Genomic DNA, 19,546 nt, shown 5'->3' with positions numbered 1-19,546 from the left:
ATTCGCCTGCGCCTTGCGGCGCAGGCACGCTCTCGACTGCTATGCGGCTGCGCCGCTGGAGACACCATGCCTCACGACCCCAAAACCCAGCCGCGTTACACCGGGATTGCCACGTTTATGCGAACCCCTTTCAGCCCGACATTGGCGGATGTGGACATCGCCCTGGTCGGTATTCCCTACGACGGTGGCGTGACCAACCGTCCGGGTGCCCGCCATGGCCCGCGTGAGGTGCGCAATCAATCGAGCCTTATGCGGATTATCAATCAGGCCAGCGGTGTTGCCCCGTTCGATCTGTGTCGTGTGGCTGACGTTGGTGATGCGACGCCGGAAAGCCCGTTTGAACTGACTGCCGCCCATGCCGCCATTCAGGCGTTTTACGAACCGCTATGCGCCGCTGGCATCGTGCCCTTGTCGGTGGGCGGTGATCATTCGGTAACCCTGCCGGTGCTGCGCGCTCTGGCCAAGGATGGCCCAGTGGCGTTGGTGCATTTCGATGCCCACTGCGATACCGGTGATTTCTACCTGGGCTCGCGCTTCCATCACGGCTCGCCCTTCAAGGTTGCGGCCGAGGAGGGGCTTATCGATCCGATGAAAACCATCCAGATTGGTATCCGTGGCAGCGTCACCGACCGCGATATCTGGAAGTTCAGTTATGACAGCGGTATGCGCGTGATTAGCATCGAAGAGTTCTACCAGATGGGCTTGAGCGCGGTGATCGAGGAGATTCATCGGGTGGTTGGCGACAGCCCGGTGTATGTCACGTTCGATGTCGACGGGCTTGATCCGGCCTATGCACCCGGCACGGGGACGCCGGAAATTGGCGGGTTTACCCCCTTTGAAGCGCAACAAATGATTCGCGCGTTGGCCGACCTGGACATTATCGGCGCTGATGTCGTGGAGGTATCCCCGCCGTTCGACCCTAGCGGCAACACGGCTTTGGTCGGCGCCACACTACTGTTCGAGTTGCTCTGCGTCAGCGCTCTGGCTTGGCAGCGCCGGCAGGTGCATCAAGAGGCGTAACGATGCTCGATATGATGGTGGTGCTTGATTACCGTGGTGCGTTGCTCAACGGCCTGTGGATGACGGCCTGGATTTCTGCGCTGGCAATCGCCCTTGGTTTTGTTATCGGCGTACTGGCAGGTATCGCACGGGTGTCATCGCATGCGTTTTGCCGCAGCCTGGCTGCTTTCTATATAAGCGCGCTGCGCGGCACGCCGCTGCTGGTGCAGCTGGCGGTGATCTTTTTCATGTTGCCGATGATTGGCCTGCAGCTGCCCGCGTTGCTGGCAGCCATCATCGCGCTGGCGCTCAACAGTGGTGCTTCGCAGGCGGAGATATTGCGCGGTGGCTTTGACACCCTGCCGCCCGGGCAGACTGAGGCCGCCTGGGATATCGGTTACACCCGCTGGCAGGTGCTGCGTTATGTGCAGCTGCCGCAGGTGATTCGCGCGACCATTCCGGCGCTGGTCAACGAGACCATCGACATCATCAAAAACTCCTCGCTGGTTTCCACCATCGCCGTGACTGAGCTGATGCGTGTGGCGCATACCTATTCCTCCACCACATACCGACCGATCGAGTTCTTTCTGGCTGCCGGGTTGCTGTATCTCTTGCTGACGTCGGTTGTTAGCTATGTGGGCAAGTACCTTGAGCGGCGGTTGAGCAATGGCTAAGGGGCGCTCATGAACCTACATCTGTATGTGGACTATGCGCCTCTGTTGCTACGGGGCGTGCTCTTCACTGTTTATGTCAGCCTTGGGGCGTTGTTGATTGGCGTGCTCGCGGGGCTGCTTCTTTGCTTGCTGGGCCAGATGAGCAATCCCTTGCCTCGACTGTTCTACCAGCTCTATGTCACGTTGTTTCGCGGTACGCCGCTGCTGGTGCAGATCTACCTGGTGTTTTATGGCGGGCCTTTTGTCGGCATCGAGCTCAGTGCATTGCAGGTGGGTATTGGTGGTCTGGGGCTGTATTGCGCGGCCTATTTTGCGGAGATTTTCCGCAGTGGCTTTCTCAGCATTCCCCGTGGGCAGATCGAGGCGGCCCGTGATCTGGGCTTCTCCAACTGGCAGGTACTGACTCAGGTGAAGTTGCCGCAAATGTTAGGGCTGATTTTGCCCGCCTCGGTCAACCAGACCATCTTGCTGGTGAAGGAATCGGCGATCCTGTCGGTGATTACTGTTCCGGAGATGATGAGCGCGGCTAGTCGGATGTCCACCGAGACGTTTACCTTTATTGAGCCTTATCTGTTTCTGGGCCTGAGCTACTGGCTTATCACCTTTGCGTTGGCCCGTGCCGCGCGACTGCTGGAGCGGCGCACACGCCGCTACATCGCTCGAACCTGAGGAGGCATTCGCGAGATGGCGAACCCGATAATTAAGCTGATTGACGTCAAAAAGCGCTTTGGCGATAACGCGGTGCTCAAAGGCATCAGCCTGGAAGTGAATGCCGGTGAGGTGGTCTGCATCATCGGCGGCTCGGGCTCTGGCAAGAGCACGCTGCTGCGCTGTATCGACTTTCTTGAACACTATGACAGTGGCGAGGTGCTGGTGCAGGGCCGCATGATCGGTTACGGCTCAGACCCGAGCGGTAACTTTACCCGGCTGCCCGAGCGCGTGGTGCAGCAGGACCTGGCCAACGTGGTTATGGTGTTTCAACAGTTCAACCTGTGGCCGCACAAAACTGTGCTGGAAAATGTCATGGCACCACTGTGCCTGGTTTCCCATATGGATAAGGGCGCGGCCAAGGAACGCGCATTGGCTGTGCTCGGCAAGGTGGGGATGGCGCATAAGGCCGATGCGTACCCCAATACCTTGTCCGGTGGGCAGCAGCAACGAGTGGCGATTGCCCGGGCGTTGGGGCGCGAGCCGAAGATCATGCTATTTGATGAACCTACCTCAGCCCTTGACCCGGAGCTGGTGGGCGAGGTGCTAAAAGTCATGCGCGCGCTGGCTGACGAGGGCATGACCATGGTGGTGGTCACCCATGAAATGGGCTTTGCGGCGCAGGTTGCCGACAAGGTCATCTTCCTTGCCAACGGACAGATTGAAGAGCAAGGGCCGCCAGCGGCCTTGTTTGGTGCGCCGCAGTCGCCACTGCTAAAGAGTTTTCTCGCCACCTGGTCAGAGCGTAACGCTGGGTTCGTTGGCGTCTAGCTCTGCCGCGAGTGTTGGATAGTCGTGGTTAAGTGCTGTTTGCCCTGTGAAGGCGAATCCGGTAGCTTTGCCGGGATGTACGCTAGGGTTTGCGTACCTTGCGGTGGCGGACTATTTCAACCGTCCGCCCTGCGCCTTCGACCGCCCCTCGCGCTTCATGCGCGACTGCCCGCGGTGACTATCGTCTCTTGTCTAGAACCAAGGTTATCCATGGCTCAATACGTCTACACCATGCATCGGCTCGGCAAAGTAGTGCCGCCGAAGCGGGAAATTCTCAAGAACATCTCCCTGTCGTTCTTCCCAGGCGCGAAGATCGGCGTACTCGGCCTTAACGGCTCGGGTAAATCCACCCTGCTGAAGATCATGGCCGGCGTCGACACCGAGTTCGACGGCGAAGCCCGTCCGATGCCGGAGCTGAATATCGGCTACCTGCCGCAGGAGCCGCAGCTCGACCCGAGCAAGACCGTGCGTGAAGTGGTCGAAGAGGCCGTGAGCCAGATCAAGGACGCCCAAGCGCGTCTGGATCAGGTCTACGCCGCTTACGCCGAGCCGGATGCCGATTTCGACAAGCTGGCCGCCGAACAGGCCAAGTTGGAAGCCATTCTGCAGACCAGCGACGGCCACAACCTGGAGCGTCAGCTGGAAGTTGCCGCCGATGCCCTGCGTCTGCCGGCTTGGGATGCCAAAGTTGCCGTGCTATCTGGTGGTGAGAAGCGCCGCGTGGCCCTGTGCCGCCTGCTGCTGTCGGCCCCGGATATGCTGTTGCTCGACGAACCAACCAACCACTTGGATGCCGATTCGGTGGCCTGGCTGGAGCACTTCCTGCACGATTTCCCGGGCACCGTGGTGGCAATTACCCACGACCGTTACTTCCTGGATAACGTCGCCGGCTGGATTCTCGAACTCGACCGCGGCGCTGGTATTCCGTACGAGGGCAACTACTCGGGTTGGCTGGAAGCCAAGTCCGATCGTCTGGCTGCCGAATCCAAGCAGCAGTCGGCTCACGAAAAAGCCATGAAGGAAGAGCTGGAGTGGGTGCGCAAAGGCGCTAAAGCCCGCCAGTCGAAATCCAAGGCCCGTTTGCAGCGCTTCGAGGAAATGCAGTCGCAGGAATTCCAGAAACGCAGCGAAACCAACGAGATCTATATCCCGGTTGGCCCGCGCTTGGGCGACAAGGTCATCGACTTTGTAGGTGTCAGCAAGGGCTACGGCGACCGCGCGCTGATCGACAACCTGTCATTCAGCATGCCTAAAGGTGCCATCGTCGGCGTGATCGGCGGTAACGGTGCGGGTAAATCGACCCTGTTCCGCATGCTGATGGGCAAGGAACAGCCGGATTCGGGCAGCATCGAGATCGGTGACACCGTGCAAATGGCCTGCGTTGATCAGAGCCGCGACGACCTCGACGGCAGCAAAACTGTGTGGGAGGCCGTTTCCGATGGCTCCGACATGATCAAGATCGGCAACTATGAAGTGCCGTCGCGCACCTATGTAGGTCGCTTCAACTTTAAGGGCGGCGACCAGCAGAAGTTCGTCAAGGACCTCTCCGGTGGTGAGCGTGGCCGCTTGCACCTGGCGTTGACCCTGAAAGAGGGCGCCAACGTGCTGCTGCTCGACGAACCGTCCAACGACCTCGACGTGGAAACCTTGCGTTCGCTGGAAGAGGCGCTGCTCGACTTCCCAGGCGCAGCCATTGTGATCTCTCACGATCGCTGGTTCCTGGATCGCGTGGCGACCCACATCCTGGCGTACGAAGATGACTCGCATATCGAGTTCTTCGAAGGCAACTACACCGAATACGAAGCAGACCGTAAGAAACGCCTGGGCGAGGCTGCTGCACAGCCGCACCGCGTGCGTTACAAGAAGCTGGCGCAGTAAGCCACGCCGTACAACAAAACGGAGCCGCAAGGCTCCGTTTTGCTATGGGGCTGGTCGTGCTCATGCAAGCTAGGTAGTCTTGATAACTCTTATCGATTAGATCTGCCGTGTGCTCTTGTAGGCAGGCACGAGACTTTGTTTATTTGGGGAATGGCATGGCGGCACTAGGACTGCGCGGCAAATCGCTGCTTGCGCTGCTGTTTACCTTTGGTTTGGCAATCCTGCTCGCAGCGCTAGTGGGGTATCAGGCTTTACAAGGCGTGCAGAACCGTTTTGCTGATGCTTATGCACGTAATGTGGTCCAGCTTAATCGCGAGCATCTGTTTGCTCCGGTCATGCGTGAGCTGGCGTTGGCGCAGCGCTTGGCCGAATCACAAATCACCCGTGCGTGGCTGAGCGACGAAGAAAACCCAAGTAAACATGATCTGTTCTTTCGTGAGGCGGCTGGCTACCAGCGCGCCTTTATTGATCATGCTTATTTTGCCGTGTCGGCGCTTAGCAATGCTTACTACTCCAACAGCCCGCTCCAGGATCCCAGCGAAGCGCCACGCTACCGGTTAAGCCCGGACGGCGAGCGGGATGAGTGGTTCTACGCCATCTTGAACTCGGATGTGCCTTACCACTTGAACGTTGACCGTTCGGAGGTGACCCAGGACATCAAGGTCTGGTTCAACATCGCCGTTCGCGATGGCGCGCAGGTGCTGGGCGTTGTGGGCTCTGGCATCAGCCTGAATGCGTTTATTAATGACTTCATCAAGGTTGATAAAGCAGGCGTTGAATCAATGGTGCTGGATAGCGCGGGCGCCATTCTGGTTCACCCCGATCCCAATCTGGTAACCCTGAACGCGGAGACCCAGCAAGGTCGCTCGCTGGGGACCAATATTTTTGGTCTGCTGGGCAATGTTAATGATTCAACGGCCTTGCGCCAGTTGATGGCGCAGAGTCGTGAGCAACCGGGCAGTGTGGCCACCATGTCGGTCATGTTGGACGGCGAGCCGCGCCTGCTGGCATTGACCTGGATCGATGAGTTGAAATGGTTTGTGGTCAGCTCGGTGGATCTGCGCACGGCTCAGGTGGTTGATTTCACATCACTGTTACCGGTCATCGTGTCTGTGGTGGTGTTGTTCGTGCTGCTGATTCTCGCGGGCGCCTGGATGGTCGACCTGCGCGTGCTCAAGCCGCTGCGTCAACTGCGCAAGAGCGCCCAAGCCATCGCTGCAGGCCAGTATGGTGTGCAGTTGCCTGTCGAGCGCGATGATGAAATTGGTGAGTTGAGTGCCGCTTTTGGCGTTATGGCGCAGAAGGTGCACAACCATACGAGCGAGCTGGAAGACCGGGTTCGCGAGCGAACTCAGGCGCTGGAGCAAGCCAATAGCGAAATGGCGGCCGCGCACAAGAAAATTGATGACTCAATCGATTACGCGAGCTTGATTCAGCATGCCATTTTGCCGCAGCGGCAGTTGGTCAGTGCGTTAAGCGAGCGCCATGCCGTGCTCTGGCGTCCGCGTGATGTGGTCGGTGGCGACTTCTATGTGTACCGGGCAGGTGAGGGCGGTTGCCTGCTGGGGGTGGTCGACTGCGCTGGGCACGGTGTGCCGGGTGCGTTGATGACCATGCTTGCCCATGCCGCTATTGATCAGGCGATCAGCGAAACTGGCCTGGCCGACCCTGCCAGTGTGCTCAGTCGCACCGATCGCATCGTCCGCACTATGCTGCGCGATGACAGCAACCGCCAAGTACTGGCCACTAATATGGATATTGGCCTGGCCTACGTCGATTTTGCGCGCCGTGATGTCACCTTTTCCGGGGCCAAGATTGCGCTCTATTACAGCGATGGCGAGCGCGTTGAGGAGTTGCCGGGCGGGCGCCGTGCGATTGGCGATAAGCGCGTTGGTGAGTACGCCAATGCCCAGGTTGCGCTGCAGGCTGGACGTACCTTCTATCTCACCACCGACGGATTCCTTGACCAGGCGGGTGGCGAATTGGGTTATGGTTTTGGCAATAGCCGCTTTGCCGAGATGATCCGTCAGCATGCTCGGCGACCACTTGCCGAGCAGGGCGAGGCGTTCAGCAAGGTCTTGGCGGACTACCAGGGTGACTACGCCCAGCGAGATGACATTACGATGCTGTGTTTCCGTTTTGACTAATACCGACTTCACCTACCTGGGAGCTGCGATGGAACCCCTTGACCTGTTCGGCATGCGCGAGAGCTACAACCGACAGCAGATCATGCTGTGCTTCAATGGTCCGATTTCTCGCAGCCTGATCGAAGAGATCGGCAATGCCCTGCGCAATTATCTGACCTCCGAGAATGCGCCGGCCACTGCGGCCATGGATGTTTTTGCCGTCTATATCGAGATGACTCAGAACATTCGGCACTACACGCGGCAGAAGGATTGGAGCGATCAGGAAGCGGGCGCCACCGTAGTGGTTGCCCGTGATGAGCAGGGCCGTTATGTGGTTTCGGCTGGCAATCTGATTGAGACGGCCGATGGCGAGAAGTTGCAAGCCAGTGTGCTGGCGCTCGCCGGGCTGGATAAAGCCGAGCTTAAGGCACGCTATAAAGAGCAGCTGCGTAAGCCTCGCGATGAGCAGGCCGCCAGCGGTGCCGGCTTGGGTTTAATTGACATCGCCCGTAAGGCTAGCGAGCCGCTTGAAGCCACCTTGCGCCAGGTTGACAGCTCACGCTCGTTCATCAGCCTGCGCGCCGTTATCTGAATAACTTCACGAGCCACTACACCATGAATGATTTCTCCATTACCGGTACCCAGTCTTCTCCCACCATCCGTGGCGATTGGGCGCAAGGCGTTCTCGCCATGCAGGGTGATTCCTACCCGGAAAACTCCTACGAACTCTTTCACCAGGTTTTCACCTGGATCGAAACCTACCTGGCTGATGCTCAGCGGCCGCTGCACCTCGAATTGCGCCTGCTGTATCTCAACACCAGCAGCATCAAGGCGATGATGGATATCTTCGACCTGCTTGAGGCTGCACACCAAGCTGGCCAAGCCGTCTCGGTGAGCTGGATCTACGATCAGCGCAACGAGCGGGTGGTTGAGTTGGCCGAGGAATTCAAGGAAGACTGCACCTTCCCCTTTGATGTTGTCAGCCAAGACTGAGTGAGCCTGCCATGATCCTCGATCGCATTGCTCTTGAGGAGCGCATCGCTAAATTGCTGGCTGAGCCTGAGCAGGCCGGCAACCCCTTGCATGCGCCTTTGCGTGAGCTATGGGAGGCGCACCACGAGCTGATGCGGCGCATTGACCGGATCAGCCGGATTTCCGACGCCTACCAGAGCATCGCCAAACAGCGTGAGATGAGCTTGGTCGAACGTCTGGACAAGCAGTTGCGTCAATTGGAAAAAGTGGCGCGGATTTCCGATCGCTACCAGCAAATGATGCACGACCTCAATAAAGCGCTACGTCAGGCTTCAACCTACGACGCCCTGACGGGGATCGCCAATCGTCGACTGTTGGGCGAGCGGCTCAAGGAAGAGGCTGAGCGCAATAAGCGCTATGGCCGGGTCTTCAGTATCGCCATGCTCGATGTCGATTATTTCAAGCGGGTCAACGATCAATATGGCCATGAAGTGGGTGATCGCATGCTCGTCGAAGTGGCCGCTGCGCTGGAGGCTGAAGTTCGCGAGCATGACCTGTGCGGGCGCTGGGGCGGTGAGGAGTTCCTTATCCTGCTGCCGGAAACTGAACTGGATGCGGCGCAGCAAGTGATTGAGCGGGTGCGCTTGCATATCCGTGAACTGGCCGTGCGCGTTGATACTGATCTGCTGACCGTTACTGTCAGCGCCGGTATTGCCCAGCAGCTACCCGATGAGCCCTACGCCCGCACTATCAACCGTGCCGACCTGGCTCTGCTGCAGGCCAAACGCCAAGGGCGAGACCGTTGTGAGTTGGCCAGTGAAACGCTCTGAGTAGAACTAGGTCGTTTCACAAGTTGGCCCTAACGTTAGTGTCCGCCGCATCACCAATTAAGTTGGTGCCGCTCTTGTCACCACCATGCATGCCCTGAACCGCCTGAAGCAGCCTGCGCTGACGAATCTGCGATGGTTTGCAGCGTGCGGCGTTTTGCTTGGGCGCAATCACGTTGTACTTTAGGCACAAGGAAACGCTCGCCCAGTATTGCGTGCCGCACTTCTCGATTATGGCCATGTATGTTCGGCCTTTGCCCTGTCCCAAGGATTTCCGATGCCCGATACCCTTGCTGCCCATTTGCGGTTGAAACCCGAAGCCCTAACCCGTCCTTTCTCCCCTGAGCAGTTCAATTTCACCAGTACCGAAGACCTGGAACCATTTCGTGGCGTATTGGGCCAGGAGCGCGCCGTTGAAGCGCTGCAATTTGGCGTAGCGATGCCACGCCCCGGGTACAACGTGTTCGTCATGGGCGAGCCAGGCACCGGGCGTTTCTCTTTTGTTAAGCGCTACCTGAAGGCCGAAGCCAAGCGCCTGGAAACACCGGCTGACCGGTTTTATATCAACCACTTCGATGAACCCCGTGAGCCCCGCTCGCTGGAGCTGCCATCAGGCACCTCGGCGGAGTTTCTTGCGGACATTAATGGTTTGATCGACAACCTGCTGGCGACCTTCCCTGCGGTGTTTGAGCACCCCTCGTTCCAGCAAAAAAAGAACGCCATCGACCGTGCCTTCAACAAGCGCTACGACCAGGCGCTGGACGTGATCGAACGCTTGTCGCTGGAAAAGAGCATTGCCCTGTACCGCGACAGCAGCAATATTGCCTTCACCCCGATGCTGGAAGGCAAGGCGTTGGACGAGGCCGAGTTTGCCCAATTGCCAGAAGCCGATCGCGAGCGTTTCCATGCCGATATCGCCACGCTGGAGGAGCGCCTCAACGAGGAGCTGGCCAGCCTGCCGCAGTGGAAACGTGAGTCGAGCAACCTGCTGCGTCAGCTCAATGAAGAGACCATTACCGTAGCGTTGCAGCCTTTACTGGCTCCGCTCTCGGAGAAGTACGCCGAAAACGCCGGGGTTTGTGCCTACCTGCAAGCGGTGCAGGTTAACCTGCTGAAAACCGTGGTTGAGCAGTTGGTCGAAGTGGACAAGATCGATGCGCAAACGCGCAAGCTGCTTGAAGAGCAGTACTGCCCGAGCCTCGTTGTTGGCCATCACGCCCAAGGCGGTGCGCCGGTTGTGTTTGAGCCGCACCCGACCTACGACAACCTGTTCGGCCGCATTGAGTACAACACCGACCAGGGCGCGCTCTACACCAGCTACCGCCAGTTGCGCCCCGGTGCACTGCACCGGGCCAACGGCGGCTTCCTGATTCTCGAAGCAGAAAAAATGCTTGGCGAGCCGTTTGTCTGGGATGCGCTCAAACGCGCCCTGCAATCACGTCAGCTGAAGATGGAGTCGCCGCTCGGTGATCTCGGCCGTATCGCCACCGTGACCCTGACCCCGCAGATGATTCCGCTGCACCTCAAGGTGGTGATCATCGGCTCGCGCCAGCTGTATTACACGCTGCAGGACCTCGATCCGGACTTCCAGGAGATGTTCCGCGTTCTGGTCGACTTTGATGAAGACATCCCGCTGGCCAATGACAGCCTGGAGCAATTCGCCCAGCTGATGAAAACCCGCACCTCGGAAGAGGGCATGGCGCCGCTGACTGCCGCTGCCGTAGCACGGGTGGCCACCTACAGCGCGCGCCTGGCCGAACACCAGGGGCGTTTATCGGCGCGTATCGGCGATCTATTCCAGCTGGTCAGCGAAGCCGACTTTATCCGCAGCCTGGCCGGTGATGAAGTGACTGACGCCGGGCATATCGAGCGCGCACTCAAGGCTAAGGCCACCCGCACTGGGCGCGTCTCGGCGCGGATCATCGACGACATGCTGGCCGGGATTATCCTGATCGACACCGCCGGTGCTGCCGTAGGCAAGTGCAACGGCCTGACCGTGCTGGAAGTCGGTGACTCAGCCTTCGGCGTGCCCGCGCGGATTTCTGCCACTGTCTATCCCGGTGGCAGCGGCATCGTCGACATCGAGCGTGAAGTCAATCTCGGCCAGCCGATCCACTCCAAAGGGGTGATGATCCTCACTGGTTATCTCGGCAGTCGTTATGCCCAGGAATTCCCTCTGGAAATCTCCGCGAGTATCGCCCTGGAGCAGTCTTACGGTTACGTCGATGGTGACAGTGCGTCTTTGGGTGAGGTGTGTACCTTGATCTCGGCCCTGTCGCGCACGCCGCTCAAGCAATGTTTCGCCATCACTGGCTCGATCAACCAGTTCGGTGAGGTGCAGGCGGTTGGTGGAGTCAACGAGAAGATCGAAGGCTTCTTCCGTCTCTGCGAGGCCCGTGGCCTGACTGGCGAGCAGGGCGCAATCATCCCGCACTCCAATGTCACCACCCTGATGCTTGACGAGCGCGTGCTGCAGGCCGTGCGTGCCGGGCAGTTCCATATCTACGCCGTGCGTCAGGTTGACGAGGCCTTGAGCCTGCTGGTCGGCGCGGATGCCGGCACGCCCAATGAGCAGGGGCAGTTCCCGGCGGGCAGCGTCAATGCGCGGGTGGTTGAGCGCCTGCGCGATATCGCTGCTATGGGTATGGAAGACGACGACAAGGATGAGCCGAAGAAGGAAGAGCCTGTCGCGGCGGTCAAAGAGAAGAAGCCTCGGGCGAAAAAGCCAGCGGCTGAGTGACCGTTCGGTTGCGGCAGTTCGTTCAGTGGTTGGTCAGTCATTGAGCGAATTGCCCCGTCGGCCAGTGCGTCTGGCTCTGGCCGGCTTTTGCGCAATTCATCCACACAGTTATCCACAGTATATGGGGGTAGCTGTTGGCTTCCCTCCGGCGCTTGCGCGGGTGTAGGCTGAAGACCGCTTCCGAGAGGGTCGTCGCTATGTCGCGCAACCTTAATCTCACTCGTCACTGTTTGGGTCTGGACACCCGTATCGAATGCGCGGTGTTGCCTCTGGCTGGCAATAATGGCCTTTGGGCGCTGATCTGCGCCGCCGGCATGGCTGGTGCTCATCCCTCTGCAATCAAGGCGCAAGGCCCTTTCCACGGGGCTCTAGCCGCAGAAAGCATACTTGTTGATATTGCTGAGAGCCTGCACGGCATGGGCTATGAGCCGTGTACCGACGTGCCCATCTGGCGCCTGCATATCCAGGCCGAGTTACGCCGCTTGAATGCTGAGCGTGGCCATCCACTAAGCAGTTGCGAGTTCCGCCCGGAAACCTAAGCCGGCACATGGGCAATCTTTGATCAGTTGCGGAAAGTCTTAGTCCAGCTAGCGCTTAGCGATTAATCCTAAAGCTGCACACAAGGTTATCCACAGTTTCTGGGGATAGCTTGGCTTGTCATTTATTGACTTACAGGCGGGGTTGTTTGAGCGGAGCTGCTGAGTATACTCGCCGGCAGTTTTGAACCCTGAGTGAGCCCCAATGGAACGCTTTATCGAAAACGCTATGTACGCCTCGCGTTGGCTGCTGGCACCTATCTACTTTGGCCTGTCGTTGGCGTTGCTGGCATTGGCGCTGAAGTTCTTCCAGGAAGTCTTTCATATCCTGCCCAATGTATTTTCCCTGGCCGAGGCGGATCTGATACTGGTACTGCTGTCGCTGATCGACATGGCCCTAGTTGGCGGCCTACTGGTGATGGTGATGATTTCCGGTTACGAGAACTTCGTTTCTCAGCTGGATATTGCCGAGGGCACCGAAAAGCTCAGCTGGCTGGGCAAGATGGACTCCAGTTCGCTGAAGATGAAAGTAGCAGCGTCTATCGTGGCGATCTCCTCGATCCACCTGCTCAAGGTGTTTATGAATGCGCAGAACATCGATGACAGCAAGCTGATGTGGTACGTGATCATCCATATGGCCTTTGTGGTTTCGGCTTTCGCCATGGGGTATCTGGATAAGCTGACTAAACACTGATCCTTTGTGCTGTTACCCACCGCCCGGCCGTTGCAAAACGGACGGGCGGTTTGCTTTCTGCCTTGTGCTTTTCTGTTGTTGTACAAGAATTGTATTTGTATAGATTTTTGTATAACTTTAGCCGCCCGAGGTAATCACCATGAATCTGCACGATCTTTCACAGCACGCCCATGCCGGGCATATCGACGCGCTCAATCTGATTTCCATCGAGGGTGGTATTTACCTGTTGGAAGCCCATATGGATGGTCGACCTCATCCGCTCCGCGACAGTGAGGGTAAAACCTTGCACCTGCGCTCGGTCGAGCATGCCCGCGATTTGCTCCATGACCTGCCACGCATGCCCTTCCACTTGGTGCATGCCGTGGTGCATGACGAGATGTGCGGTATGCAAGACGGTACTCAAGACACCTTGCGTGTACCCATTTCTCTAAATTCTTCCTGGTAACCATATCTGCCTATGTCGACTCGCCGGCTTGCCCTGGTGCTGGGCGATCAGCTGTCTTTTGATCTGCCCAGCCTGCAGGCGCTAGACCCGCAGCAGGATGCCGTGTTGCTCGCCGAAGTGGCAGCCGAAACTGATTACGTACCGCATCATCCGCAGAAGATCGCGCTTATATTCAGTGCCATGCGCCACTTCGCCGAGGCTCTGCGCGAGCGCGGCTGGCGCGTGCATTACGTCAAGCTGGATGATGCTCAGAACAGCGGTTCGTTGTCTGGCGAGGTGCAGCGTTGGGCGACGCAGCTGCAGGCAGCCGAGGTGCACCTGACTGAGTGCGGTGAGTGGCGCCTGGAAGATCAGCTGAAGCGAAGCGGCTTGCCGATCATCTGGCATGCCGATAGCCGCTTTATCTGCGGGCGTGGCGAATTCGCGCGTTGGGCCGAGGGGCGCAAGCAGTTGCGCATGGAGTTCTTCTACCGCGAGATGCGCCGTAAGACCGGATTGTTGATCAATGGTGATGGCACGCCGGTGGGCGGCGCCTGGAACTTCGATGCAGAAAACCGCAAGGCGCTGCCCAAGCAGATCAAAGCACCGATGACGGCGCGCTTTCCGGCGGATGGAATTACCCAGGAGGTGCTTGCGTTGGTGGCCGAGCGCTTCAGTCATCACTATGGCAGCCTCGCGTCCTTCGATTACCCGGTTACACACGCTGAAGCCGAGGCTTTGTGGCAGCATTTTCTCGATTTCGCTCTGCCGGCCTTTGGCGACTATCAGGACGCCATGGCAGTCGGCGAACCCTTTCTATTCCATGCGCGAATCAGTGTGGCGCTGAACATCGGCCTGCTGGATGTGCGCCGCCTGTGTGCGGATGTCGAAGCCGCCTATTGGCGCGGCCAGGTACCGCTGAACGCTGCCGAGGGCTTTATCCGTCAGTTGATCGGCTGGCGTGAATATGTGCGCGGCATCTATTGGCTGCACATGCCCGAGTACGCCGAGCGCAATGGTTTCGGCAATACCCGGCCGCTGCCCGAGTTCTACTGGACCGGTAAAACTCGAATGAAGTGCATGAGCCAGGCCATCGGTCAGACTCTGGAGCACGCCTATGCCCACCATATCCAGCGACTGATGGTCACCGGCAACTTCGCCCTGCTGGCCGGTATCCAGCCCAGTCAGGTCTGCGGCTGGTATCTGGCGGTGTATATGGATGCCTTCGACTGGGTCGAGTTGCCCAACACCCTCGGTATGGTTATGCACGCCGATGGCGGCTACCTGGGCTCCAAGCCCTATTGCGCCAGTGGCCAGTACATCAAGCGGATGTCCAACTACTGCGGTGATTGCGCCTATAAGGTGAGTGAGAGCGTCGGCGAGCGGGCATGCCCGTTCAATGCGTTGTATTGGCACTTTCTGATGCGCCATCGCGATCAGCTGTCCGGCAACCATCGGCTGGGCATGATCTATCGCGGTTTGGACAAGATGAGTGACGCCAAGCAGCAGGGCTTGTGGGCGCGGGGCGAGCAGTTACTGGCGCAGCTGGATGCCGGTGAGGCGCTGTGAAAAAGGCTGAGCTGCCGGTGAAGACCTGTCTGGTGTGTGGTTTGCCTTTCGCGTGGCGCAAGAAATGGGCGCGCTGCTGGGATGAGGTCAAGTACTGCTCCGAGCGCTGCCGGCGCAATCGCCAAGGTGCGGCAGGCGGGTAGGGCGGGTAAGTGGTTTGTGCTAGGCTGGCCGACCTTTTTTAGCCCCTAGCGGAGCAGTGTTATGTCCGAAATCAATCTCTCGACTGACGAAACTCGCGTCAGCTACGGCATCGGCCGTCAACTGGGCGGTCAATTGAGCGACAACCCGCCGCCGGGTGTGAGCCTGGACGCCATTCTGGCTGGTCTGACCGACGCATTTAACGGTCAGCCAAGCCGCGTAAGCGAAGCCGAGATGACTGCCAGCTTCAAGGTGATCCGCGAGATCATGCAAGCTGAAGCAGCTGCCAAGGCTGAGGCCGCTGCTGGTGCTGGCCTGGCATTCCTGGCGGAAAACGCCAAGCGCGATGGCATTACCGTATTGGCTTCTGGCCTGCAGTACGAAGTGCTGAATAGCGGTGCTGGCGCGATGCCGACCCGCGAAGACACCATTCGCGCTCATTACCACGGCACCCTGATCGACGGCACTGTGTTCGACAGTTCTTACGATCGTGGTCAGCCTGCCGAATTCCCCGTTGGTGGCGTGATCGCTGGCTGGACCGAAGCCCTGCAACTGATGAATGCCGGCAGCAAGTGGCGCTTGTATGTGCCGAGCGAGCTGGCTTACGGCGAGCAAGGCGTTGGCAGCATCCCGCCGCATAGCGTGCTGGTGTTTGATGTGGAACTGCTGGACGTTCTGTAACGTTCAATAGGTTTTCCTTCGCGGGCATGTCCCGCTCCCACGAGGTTCCAGCAAGTCTGGTGTAGGAGCGGCGGGGACGCCTAGTCCATGCCCGCGATGCTTTTCAGCCCAGATATTCAGGGGCGCAACGCCCGGGCGTAGCAGTACAGAAACAGATTGCGTACCAGCTCCTTGAGCACCAGCGGTTCGCTGGAGTTTAGTTCATGCAGATCCAGGTCGCCCTGGTCGCGTAGCTCATCCAGAGCGTCTTCCTTGAGCAATGCACACACCTCACCGGTATTGCGATTGAGTATGCGTAGGTACGGTTGTGGGCGGTCTAGCCAAGCGTCGATTAGGTAGGTCATGACTCATCTCCCTTAAATGGTTTGATGAGAATAATTCCTATTCAATATATAGCAAGTATTAATTGTGCTTTCCGTGATGCCGGTGGTCGGCATGATGCGCGGCATAAAAAAGCCCGTCGCAGGGACGGGCTTGGTGTTCGCGGTTGGGCTTAGTGCGTGCGGGCTACAGCGAAGCGGCAGAGTTCGATTAGCGCATCGCGGTACTCGTTGGCAGGTAGCACGTCCAGGCAGGCAATGGCGCGGTCAGCATAATCGCGCGCTAGCTGGGCGGTGTAGTCCAGCGCGCCGGCCGCTTCAACGGCATTGCGGATGCTTTCGAGGTCCTCAATACCGCCTTTCTGGATCGCTTGGCGCACCAGGGCTGCTTGCTCAGTAGTGCCTTCGCGCATGGTGTAGATCAGCGGCAGGGTTGGCTTGCCTTCAGCCAGGTCGTCACCGACGTTCTTGCCCAGGGTTGTGGCGTCACCGCGGTAGTCGAGCAGGTCATCGACCAGTTGGAAGGCGACACCTAGATGATCGCCAAAGGTACGCAATGCTTCAGTTTGTTCGGCATTGGCTTCGGCCAGAGCGGCGGCGCTGTGGGTCGAGGCCTCGAAGAGCATCGCGGTCTTGCCGCGGATGACTTCCATGTAGGTTTCTTCGCTGGTGCTCGCGTCACGAATCTTCGACAGTTGCAGCACTTCGCCTTCGGCAATGACGCGGGTCGCCTTGGAAAGGATCTTCATGACTGGCATGGAGCCGAGTTCGACCATCATTTCGAAGGAGCGCGAATAAAGGAAGTCGCCAACTAGAACGCTGGGCGCATTGCCCCATTGGGCATTGGCAGTGCTGCGGCCACGGCGCATATCGGACATGTCGACCACGTCGTCGTGCAGCAAGGTGGCGGTGTGCAGGAATTCGATGGTGGCGGCGAGCAGGCGCAGGTTGTCGCCGTCCAGGCCGAGCGCTTTGCCGCTGAGTAATACCAGCAATGGACGCAGGCGTTTGCCACCAGCCGAGATAATATAGTCGCCGATCTTTTCTACCAGCGGTACGCGCGACACCACTTGGGCGCGGATGATACCGTCGACGGCGGTGAAATCATCCGCCACCACGCGGTAGAAAGCCTGGGGTTGCATCGCTTATACCTGCTACTCATGGGTTGCGCGGCATGCTAGGTGGCGGACTAGGGGCTGTCAAGGCAAGTGGCTTGTGGGTATGTGTCAGGGCCTTGCGTCGCGTTGCCTGCTTGCGTACAATCGCGCACCCTGAACTTCCCCCTGGGTATTTCCCTGCCTTACGCAATTGCAAGGGTGTCCTTGAAGGCCCCAAGCAGCCATGCCAGCCGACACTTATTCCTATAAAGCGCTGGGTGAGCAGGATTAACGGAGATTTACCATGTACGCAGTAATTGTTACTGGTGGCAAGCAATACAAAGTCACCGAAGGCGAATTCCTCAAGATCGAAAAACTCGAGCTGGCCACTGGCGAAGCCGTGACTTTTGATCGTGTTCTGCTGGTCGGCAATGGCGACGACGTGCAAATCGGCGCTCCGGTTGTTGAAGGTGCCAAGGTTGTAGCTGAAGTGATCGCTCAAGGCCGTCACGACAAGGTCACCATCATCAAGTTCCGTCGTCGTAAGCACCACATGAAGCGTCAGGGCCACCGTCAGTGGTACACCGAGATCAAAATCACTGGTATCCAGGCCTAATTCGTTTCGGCCTGATCCACTTATAGGAGTATTGAACTCATGGCACACAAAAAAGCTGGCGGTAGTACCCGCAACGGTCGCGACTCAGAAGCTAAACGCCTTGGCGTGAAGATGTATGGCGGCCAGAAAATCATTCCTGGCAACATCATCGTGCGTCAGCGCGGCACCCAATTCCACGCTGGTTACGGCGTTGGCATGGGTAAAGATCACACCCTCTTCGCGAAAATCGAAGGCGTGATCAAGTTTGAAGTAAAAGGCGCGTTCAACCGCCGTTACGTGAGCGTCGTTGCGGCTTAATTGCGCGACTGCTGGGAAAGCCCCGTCCTTGCGACGGGGCTTTTTTATTGGCTCGCCATCCATGGCGGCAACCCTGCGGGCCGTCGCAAGCGACGTTAGAAAACGCTCCGGGCGTTTTTTTTGTTTCTGTATTCTTGGGGTTCTTGCCAAACTGTCCTGGGTGTTAGCGTTCGATTTGAATGCAGGTCAATTTTGCAAGAACCTGGTGTTTCTCGTTTTAGATAACCCGCCTTGTTGCGGGAGGCGTACCCATGAAATTCGTCGATGAAGTATCGATTTTTGTAAAAGCCGGCGACGGCGGTAACGGCATGATGGCTTTTCGTCGTGAAAAGTTCATCGAGAAAGGCGGCCCTAACGGTGGTGATGGTGGTGACGGTGGCTCGGTGTATATCGAGGCTCAAGAGAACCTTAATACCCTGGTGGACTACCGCTATACCCGTCGTTTCCAGGCGCAGAATGGTGAAAAGGGCGGTAGTACCGACTGTACCGGCGCTAAAGGCGAAGATTTAATCCTGCCTGTGCCGATTGGTACTACGGTGATCGACGCCGGCACCCAGGAAGTGATTGGTGATTTGACCAAGGCTGGTCAGCGCCTGCTGGTTGCACAAGGTGGTTGGCATGGCCTGGGAAATACTCGCTTCAAGTCCAGTACTAACCGCGCGCCTCGACAGACTACGCCGGGTAAGCCGGGTGACGCGCGCGACCTTAAGTTGGAATTGAAGGTGTTGGCTGATGTTGGCTTGCTGGGCTTGCCTAATGCCGGTAAGAGCACCTTTATTCGCTCGGTGTCGGCTGCCAAGCCGAAGGTTGCCGACTACCCCTTCACCACTCTGGTACCGAACCTGGGTGTGGTCAGTGTTGATCGTTACAAGAGCTTCGTGGTCGCCGATATTCCGGGGTTGATCGAGGGTGCTTCTCACGGTGCGGGCCTTGGTATTCGCTTCCTCAAGCACTTGTCGCGTACCCGTTTGCTGCTGCACCTTGTTGATATGGCGCCGCTGGATTTGACCGACCCGGCTGAGTCGGCCGCTACCATTATTGATGAGCTGACCAAGTTCAGCCCGTCGCTGGCTGAGCGTGAGCGTTGGCTGGTGCTGAACAAGGCCGACCAGATCCTCACAGAGGAGCAGGAGGCGCGCATCGCTGAGATCGTTGAGCGAATCGAGTGGGATGGTCCGTTGTATGTGATTTCTGCCCTGGCGCGCGAGGGTACTGACAAGCTCTGTTATGACATTATGGACTTCCTTGAAGCGCGCGCTGAGCGCATTCAGGAAAACCCAGAGTATGCGGCTGAGTTGGCTGAGTTGAATACACGCATTGAAGATGAGGCGCGTGCCCAGTTGCAGGCGCTGGATGACAAGCGTGCGCTGCGTCGTTCTGGGGTTAAGGCTGTTGGTGATGTCGATGAAGACGACAGCTTCTGGGACGAGGAAGACGAAGAGGATGGCCCGGAAATCATTTACGTCCGGGATTAAG

General features: G+C 58.2%; 21 protein-coding genes. 19 read left to right on the top strand and 2 right to left on the bottom strand.

Annotation, left to right across the window (positions count from 1 at the left end; all coding sequences use genetic code 11):
- Positions 1 to 66 precede the first annotated feature (66 nt).
- The 16 genes from speB to VCA57_RS07485 all read left to right on the top strand — a co-directional run bounded on the left by speB (position 67) and on the right by VCA57_RS07485 (position 15,740).
- Positions 67 to 1,020 carry an agmatinase gene (gene speB / locus VCA57_RS07560; RefSeq protein WP_411184362.1) on the top strand — a complete coding sequence of 318 codons (954 nt, stop codon included), beginning with the start codon at positions 67 to 69 and terminating at the stop codon, positions 1,018 to 1,020.
- A gap of 2 nt (positions 1,021 to 1,022) precedes the next feature.
- Positions 1,023 to 1,673 carry an amino acid ABC transporter permease gene (locus VCA57_RS07555; RefSeq protein WP_411184361.1) on the top strand — a complete coding sequence of 217 codons (651 nt, stop codon included), beginning with the start codon at positions 1,023 to 1,025 and terminating at the stop codon, positions 1,671 to 1,673.
- Between the two features lie 9 nt (positions 1,674 to 1,682).
- Complete coding sequence (locus tag VCA57_RS07550) at positions 1,683 to 2,342, top strand: amino acid ABC transporter permease (protein ID WP_411184360.1); 660 nt, start codon at positions 1,683 to 1,685, stop codon at positions 2,340 to 2,342.
- Positions 2,343 to 2,357: 15 nt separating this feature from the next.
- Entirely contained in the window at positions 2,358 to 3,152 is a 795-nt protein-coding gene (locus VCA57_RS07545; protein ID WP_411184359.1) for an amino acid ABC transporter ATP-binding protein, read from the top strand.
- 210 nt (positions 3,153 to 3,362) lie between these two features.
- Positions 3,363 to 5,030 carry an energy-dependent translational throttle protein EttA gene (ettA, locus tag VCA57_RS07540; protein ID WP_411184358.1) on the top strand — a complete coding sequence of 556 codons (1,668 nt, stop codon included), beginning with the start codon at positions 3,363 to 3,365 and terminating at the stop codon, positions 5,028 to 5,030.
- A gap of 155 nt (positions 5,031 to 5,185) precedes the next feature.
- Entirely contained in the window at positions 5,186 to 7,177 is a 1,992-nt protein-coding gene (gene siaA, locus VCA57_RS07535; RefSeq protein WP_411184357.1) for a biofilm regulation protein phosphatase SiaA, read from the top strand.
- A 28-nt stretch (positions 7,178 to 7,205) separates the two neighbouring features.
- A complete protein-coding gene (siaB, locus tag VCA57_RS07530) occupies positions 7,206 to 7,748 on the top strand; it encodes a biofilm regulation protein kinase SiaB (protein ID WP_411184355.1) in 543 nt (180 codons plus the stop codon).
- Positions 7,749 to 7,771: 23 nt separating this feature from the next.
- Positions 7,772 to 8,149 carry a biofilm regulation phosphoprotein SiaC gene (siaC, locus tag VCA57_RS07525; protein ID WP_411184353.1) on the top strand — a complete coding sequence of 126 codons (378 nt, stop codon included), beginning with the start codon at positions 7,772 to 7,774 and terminating at the stop codon, positions 8,147 to 8,149.
- Between the two features lie 11 nt (positions 8,150 to 8,160).
- A complete protein-coding gene (siaD, locus tag VCA57_RS07520; protein WP_411184352.1) occupies positions 8,161 to 8,958 on the top strand; it encodes a biofilm regulation diguanylate cyclase SiaD in 798 nt (265 codons plus the stop codon).
- A 274-nt stretch (positions 8,959 to 9,232) separates the two neighbouring features.
- Entirely contained in the window at positions 9,233 to 11,695 is a 2,463-nt protein-coding gene (locus tag VCA57_RS07515) for a Lon protease family protein (protein WP_411184351.1), read from the top strand.
- 197 nt (positions 11,696 to 11,892) lie between these two features.
- A complete protein-coding gene (locus tag VCA57_RS07510) occupies positions 11,893 to 12,234 on the top strand; it encodes a hypothetical protein (RefSeq protein WP_411184350.1) in 342 nt (113 codons plus the stop codon).
- Between the two features lie 202 nt (positions 12,235 to 12,436).
- Complete coding sequence (locus VCA57_RS07505) at positions 12,437 to 12,925, top strand: TIGR00645 family protein (protein ID WP_411184349.1); 489 nt, start codon at positions 12,437 to 12,439, stop codon at positions 12,923 to 12,925.
- Positions 12,926 to 13,064: 139 nt separating this feature from the next.
- A complete protein-coding gene (locus VCA57_RS07500) occupies positions 13,065 to 13,370 on the top strand; it encodes a DUF6482 family protein (RefSeq protein ID WP_411184348.1) in 306 nt (101 codons plus the stop codon).
- A 12-nt stretch (positions 13,371 to 13,382) separates the two neighbouring features.
- Positions 13,383 to 14,918 carry a cryptochrome/photolyase family protein gene (locus tag VCA57_RS07495; protein WP_411184347.1) on the top strand — a complete coding sequence of 512 codons (1,536 nt, stop codon included), beginning with the start codon at positions 13,383 to 13,385 and terminating at the stop codon, positions 14,916 to 14,918.
- A complete protein-coding gene (locus tag VCA57_RS07490; RefSeq protein WP_411184346.1) occupies positions 14,915 to 15,061 on the top strand; it encodes a DUF2256 domain-containing protein in 147 nt (48 codons plus the stop codon). Before VCA57_RS07495 ends, VCA57_RS07490 begins: the two co-directional genes overlap by 4 nt.
- Positions 15,062 to 15,122: 61 nt before the next feature.
- Positions 15,123 to 15,740 carry an FKBP-type peptidyl-prolyl cis-trans isomerase gene (locus tag VCA57_RS07485; RefSeq protein ID WP_411184345.1) on the top strand — a complete coding sequence of 206 codons (618 nt, stop codon included), beginning with the start codon at positions 15,123 to 15,125 and terminating at the stop codon, positions 15,738 to 15,740.
- Between the two features lie 116 nt (positions 15,741 to 15,856).
- Here VCA57_RS07485 and VCA57_RS07480 read toward each other — a convergent pair whose 3' ends face one another.
- Together VCA57_RS07480 and VCA57_RS07475 are read right to left on the bottom strand one after the other, a co-directional pair.
- Positions 15,857 to 16,084 carry a hypothetical protein gene (locus tag VCA57_RS07480; RefSeq protein WP_090249418.1) on the bottom strand — a complete coding sequence of 76 codons (228 nt, stop codon included), beginning with the start codon at positions 16,082 to 16,084 and terminating at the stop codon, positions 15,857 to 15,859.
- Between the two features lie 149 nt (positions 16,085 to 16,233).
- A complete protein-coding gene (locus VCA57_RS07475; protein ID WP_411184344.1) occupies positions 16,234 to 17,202 on the bottom strand; it encodes a polyprenyl synthetase family protein in 969 nt (322 codons plus the stop codon).
- A 259-nt stretch (positions 17,203 to 17,461) separates the two neighbouring features.
- Between VCA57_RS07475 and rplU the strand changes: the two genes are divergently transcribed.
- The 3 genes from rplU (at position 17,462) to cgtA (ending at position 19,545) form a co-directional block, all read left to right on the top strand.
- Positions 17,462 to 17,773, top strand: coding sequence for a 50S ribosomal protein L21 (gene rplU / locus VCA57_RS07470; RefSeq protein WP_411179714.1), 312 nt, complete (start codon positions 17,462 to 17,464; stop codon positions 17,771 to 17,773).
- A 39-nt stretch (positions 17,774 to 17,812) separates the two neighbouring features.
- On the top strand, positions 17,813 to 18,070 hold the full coding sequence (gene rpmA, locus VCA57_RS07465) for a 50S ribosomal protein L27 (RefSeq protein ID WP_003176049.1): 258 nt from the start codon (positions 17,813 to 17,815) through the stop codon (positions 18,068 to 18,070).
- 251 nt (positions 18,071 to 18,321) lie between these two features.
- Complete coding sequence (gene cgtA / locus VCA57_RS07460; RefSeq protein WP_411184343.1) at positions 18,322 to 19,545, top strand: Obg family GTPase CgtA; 1,224 nt, start codon at positions 18,322 to 18,324, stop codon at positions 19,543 to 19,545.
- The last annotated feature ends 1 nt before the right edge of the window (position 19,546 follow it).

This window comes from Pseudomonas sp., from assembly GCF_046581935.1.
Taxonomy (GTDB): Bacteria; Pseudomonadota; Gammaproteobacteria; order Pseudomonadales; family Pseudomonadaceae; genus Aquipseudomonas.
This window is presented reverse-complemented; position numbering and strand designations above follow the sequence as displayed.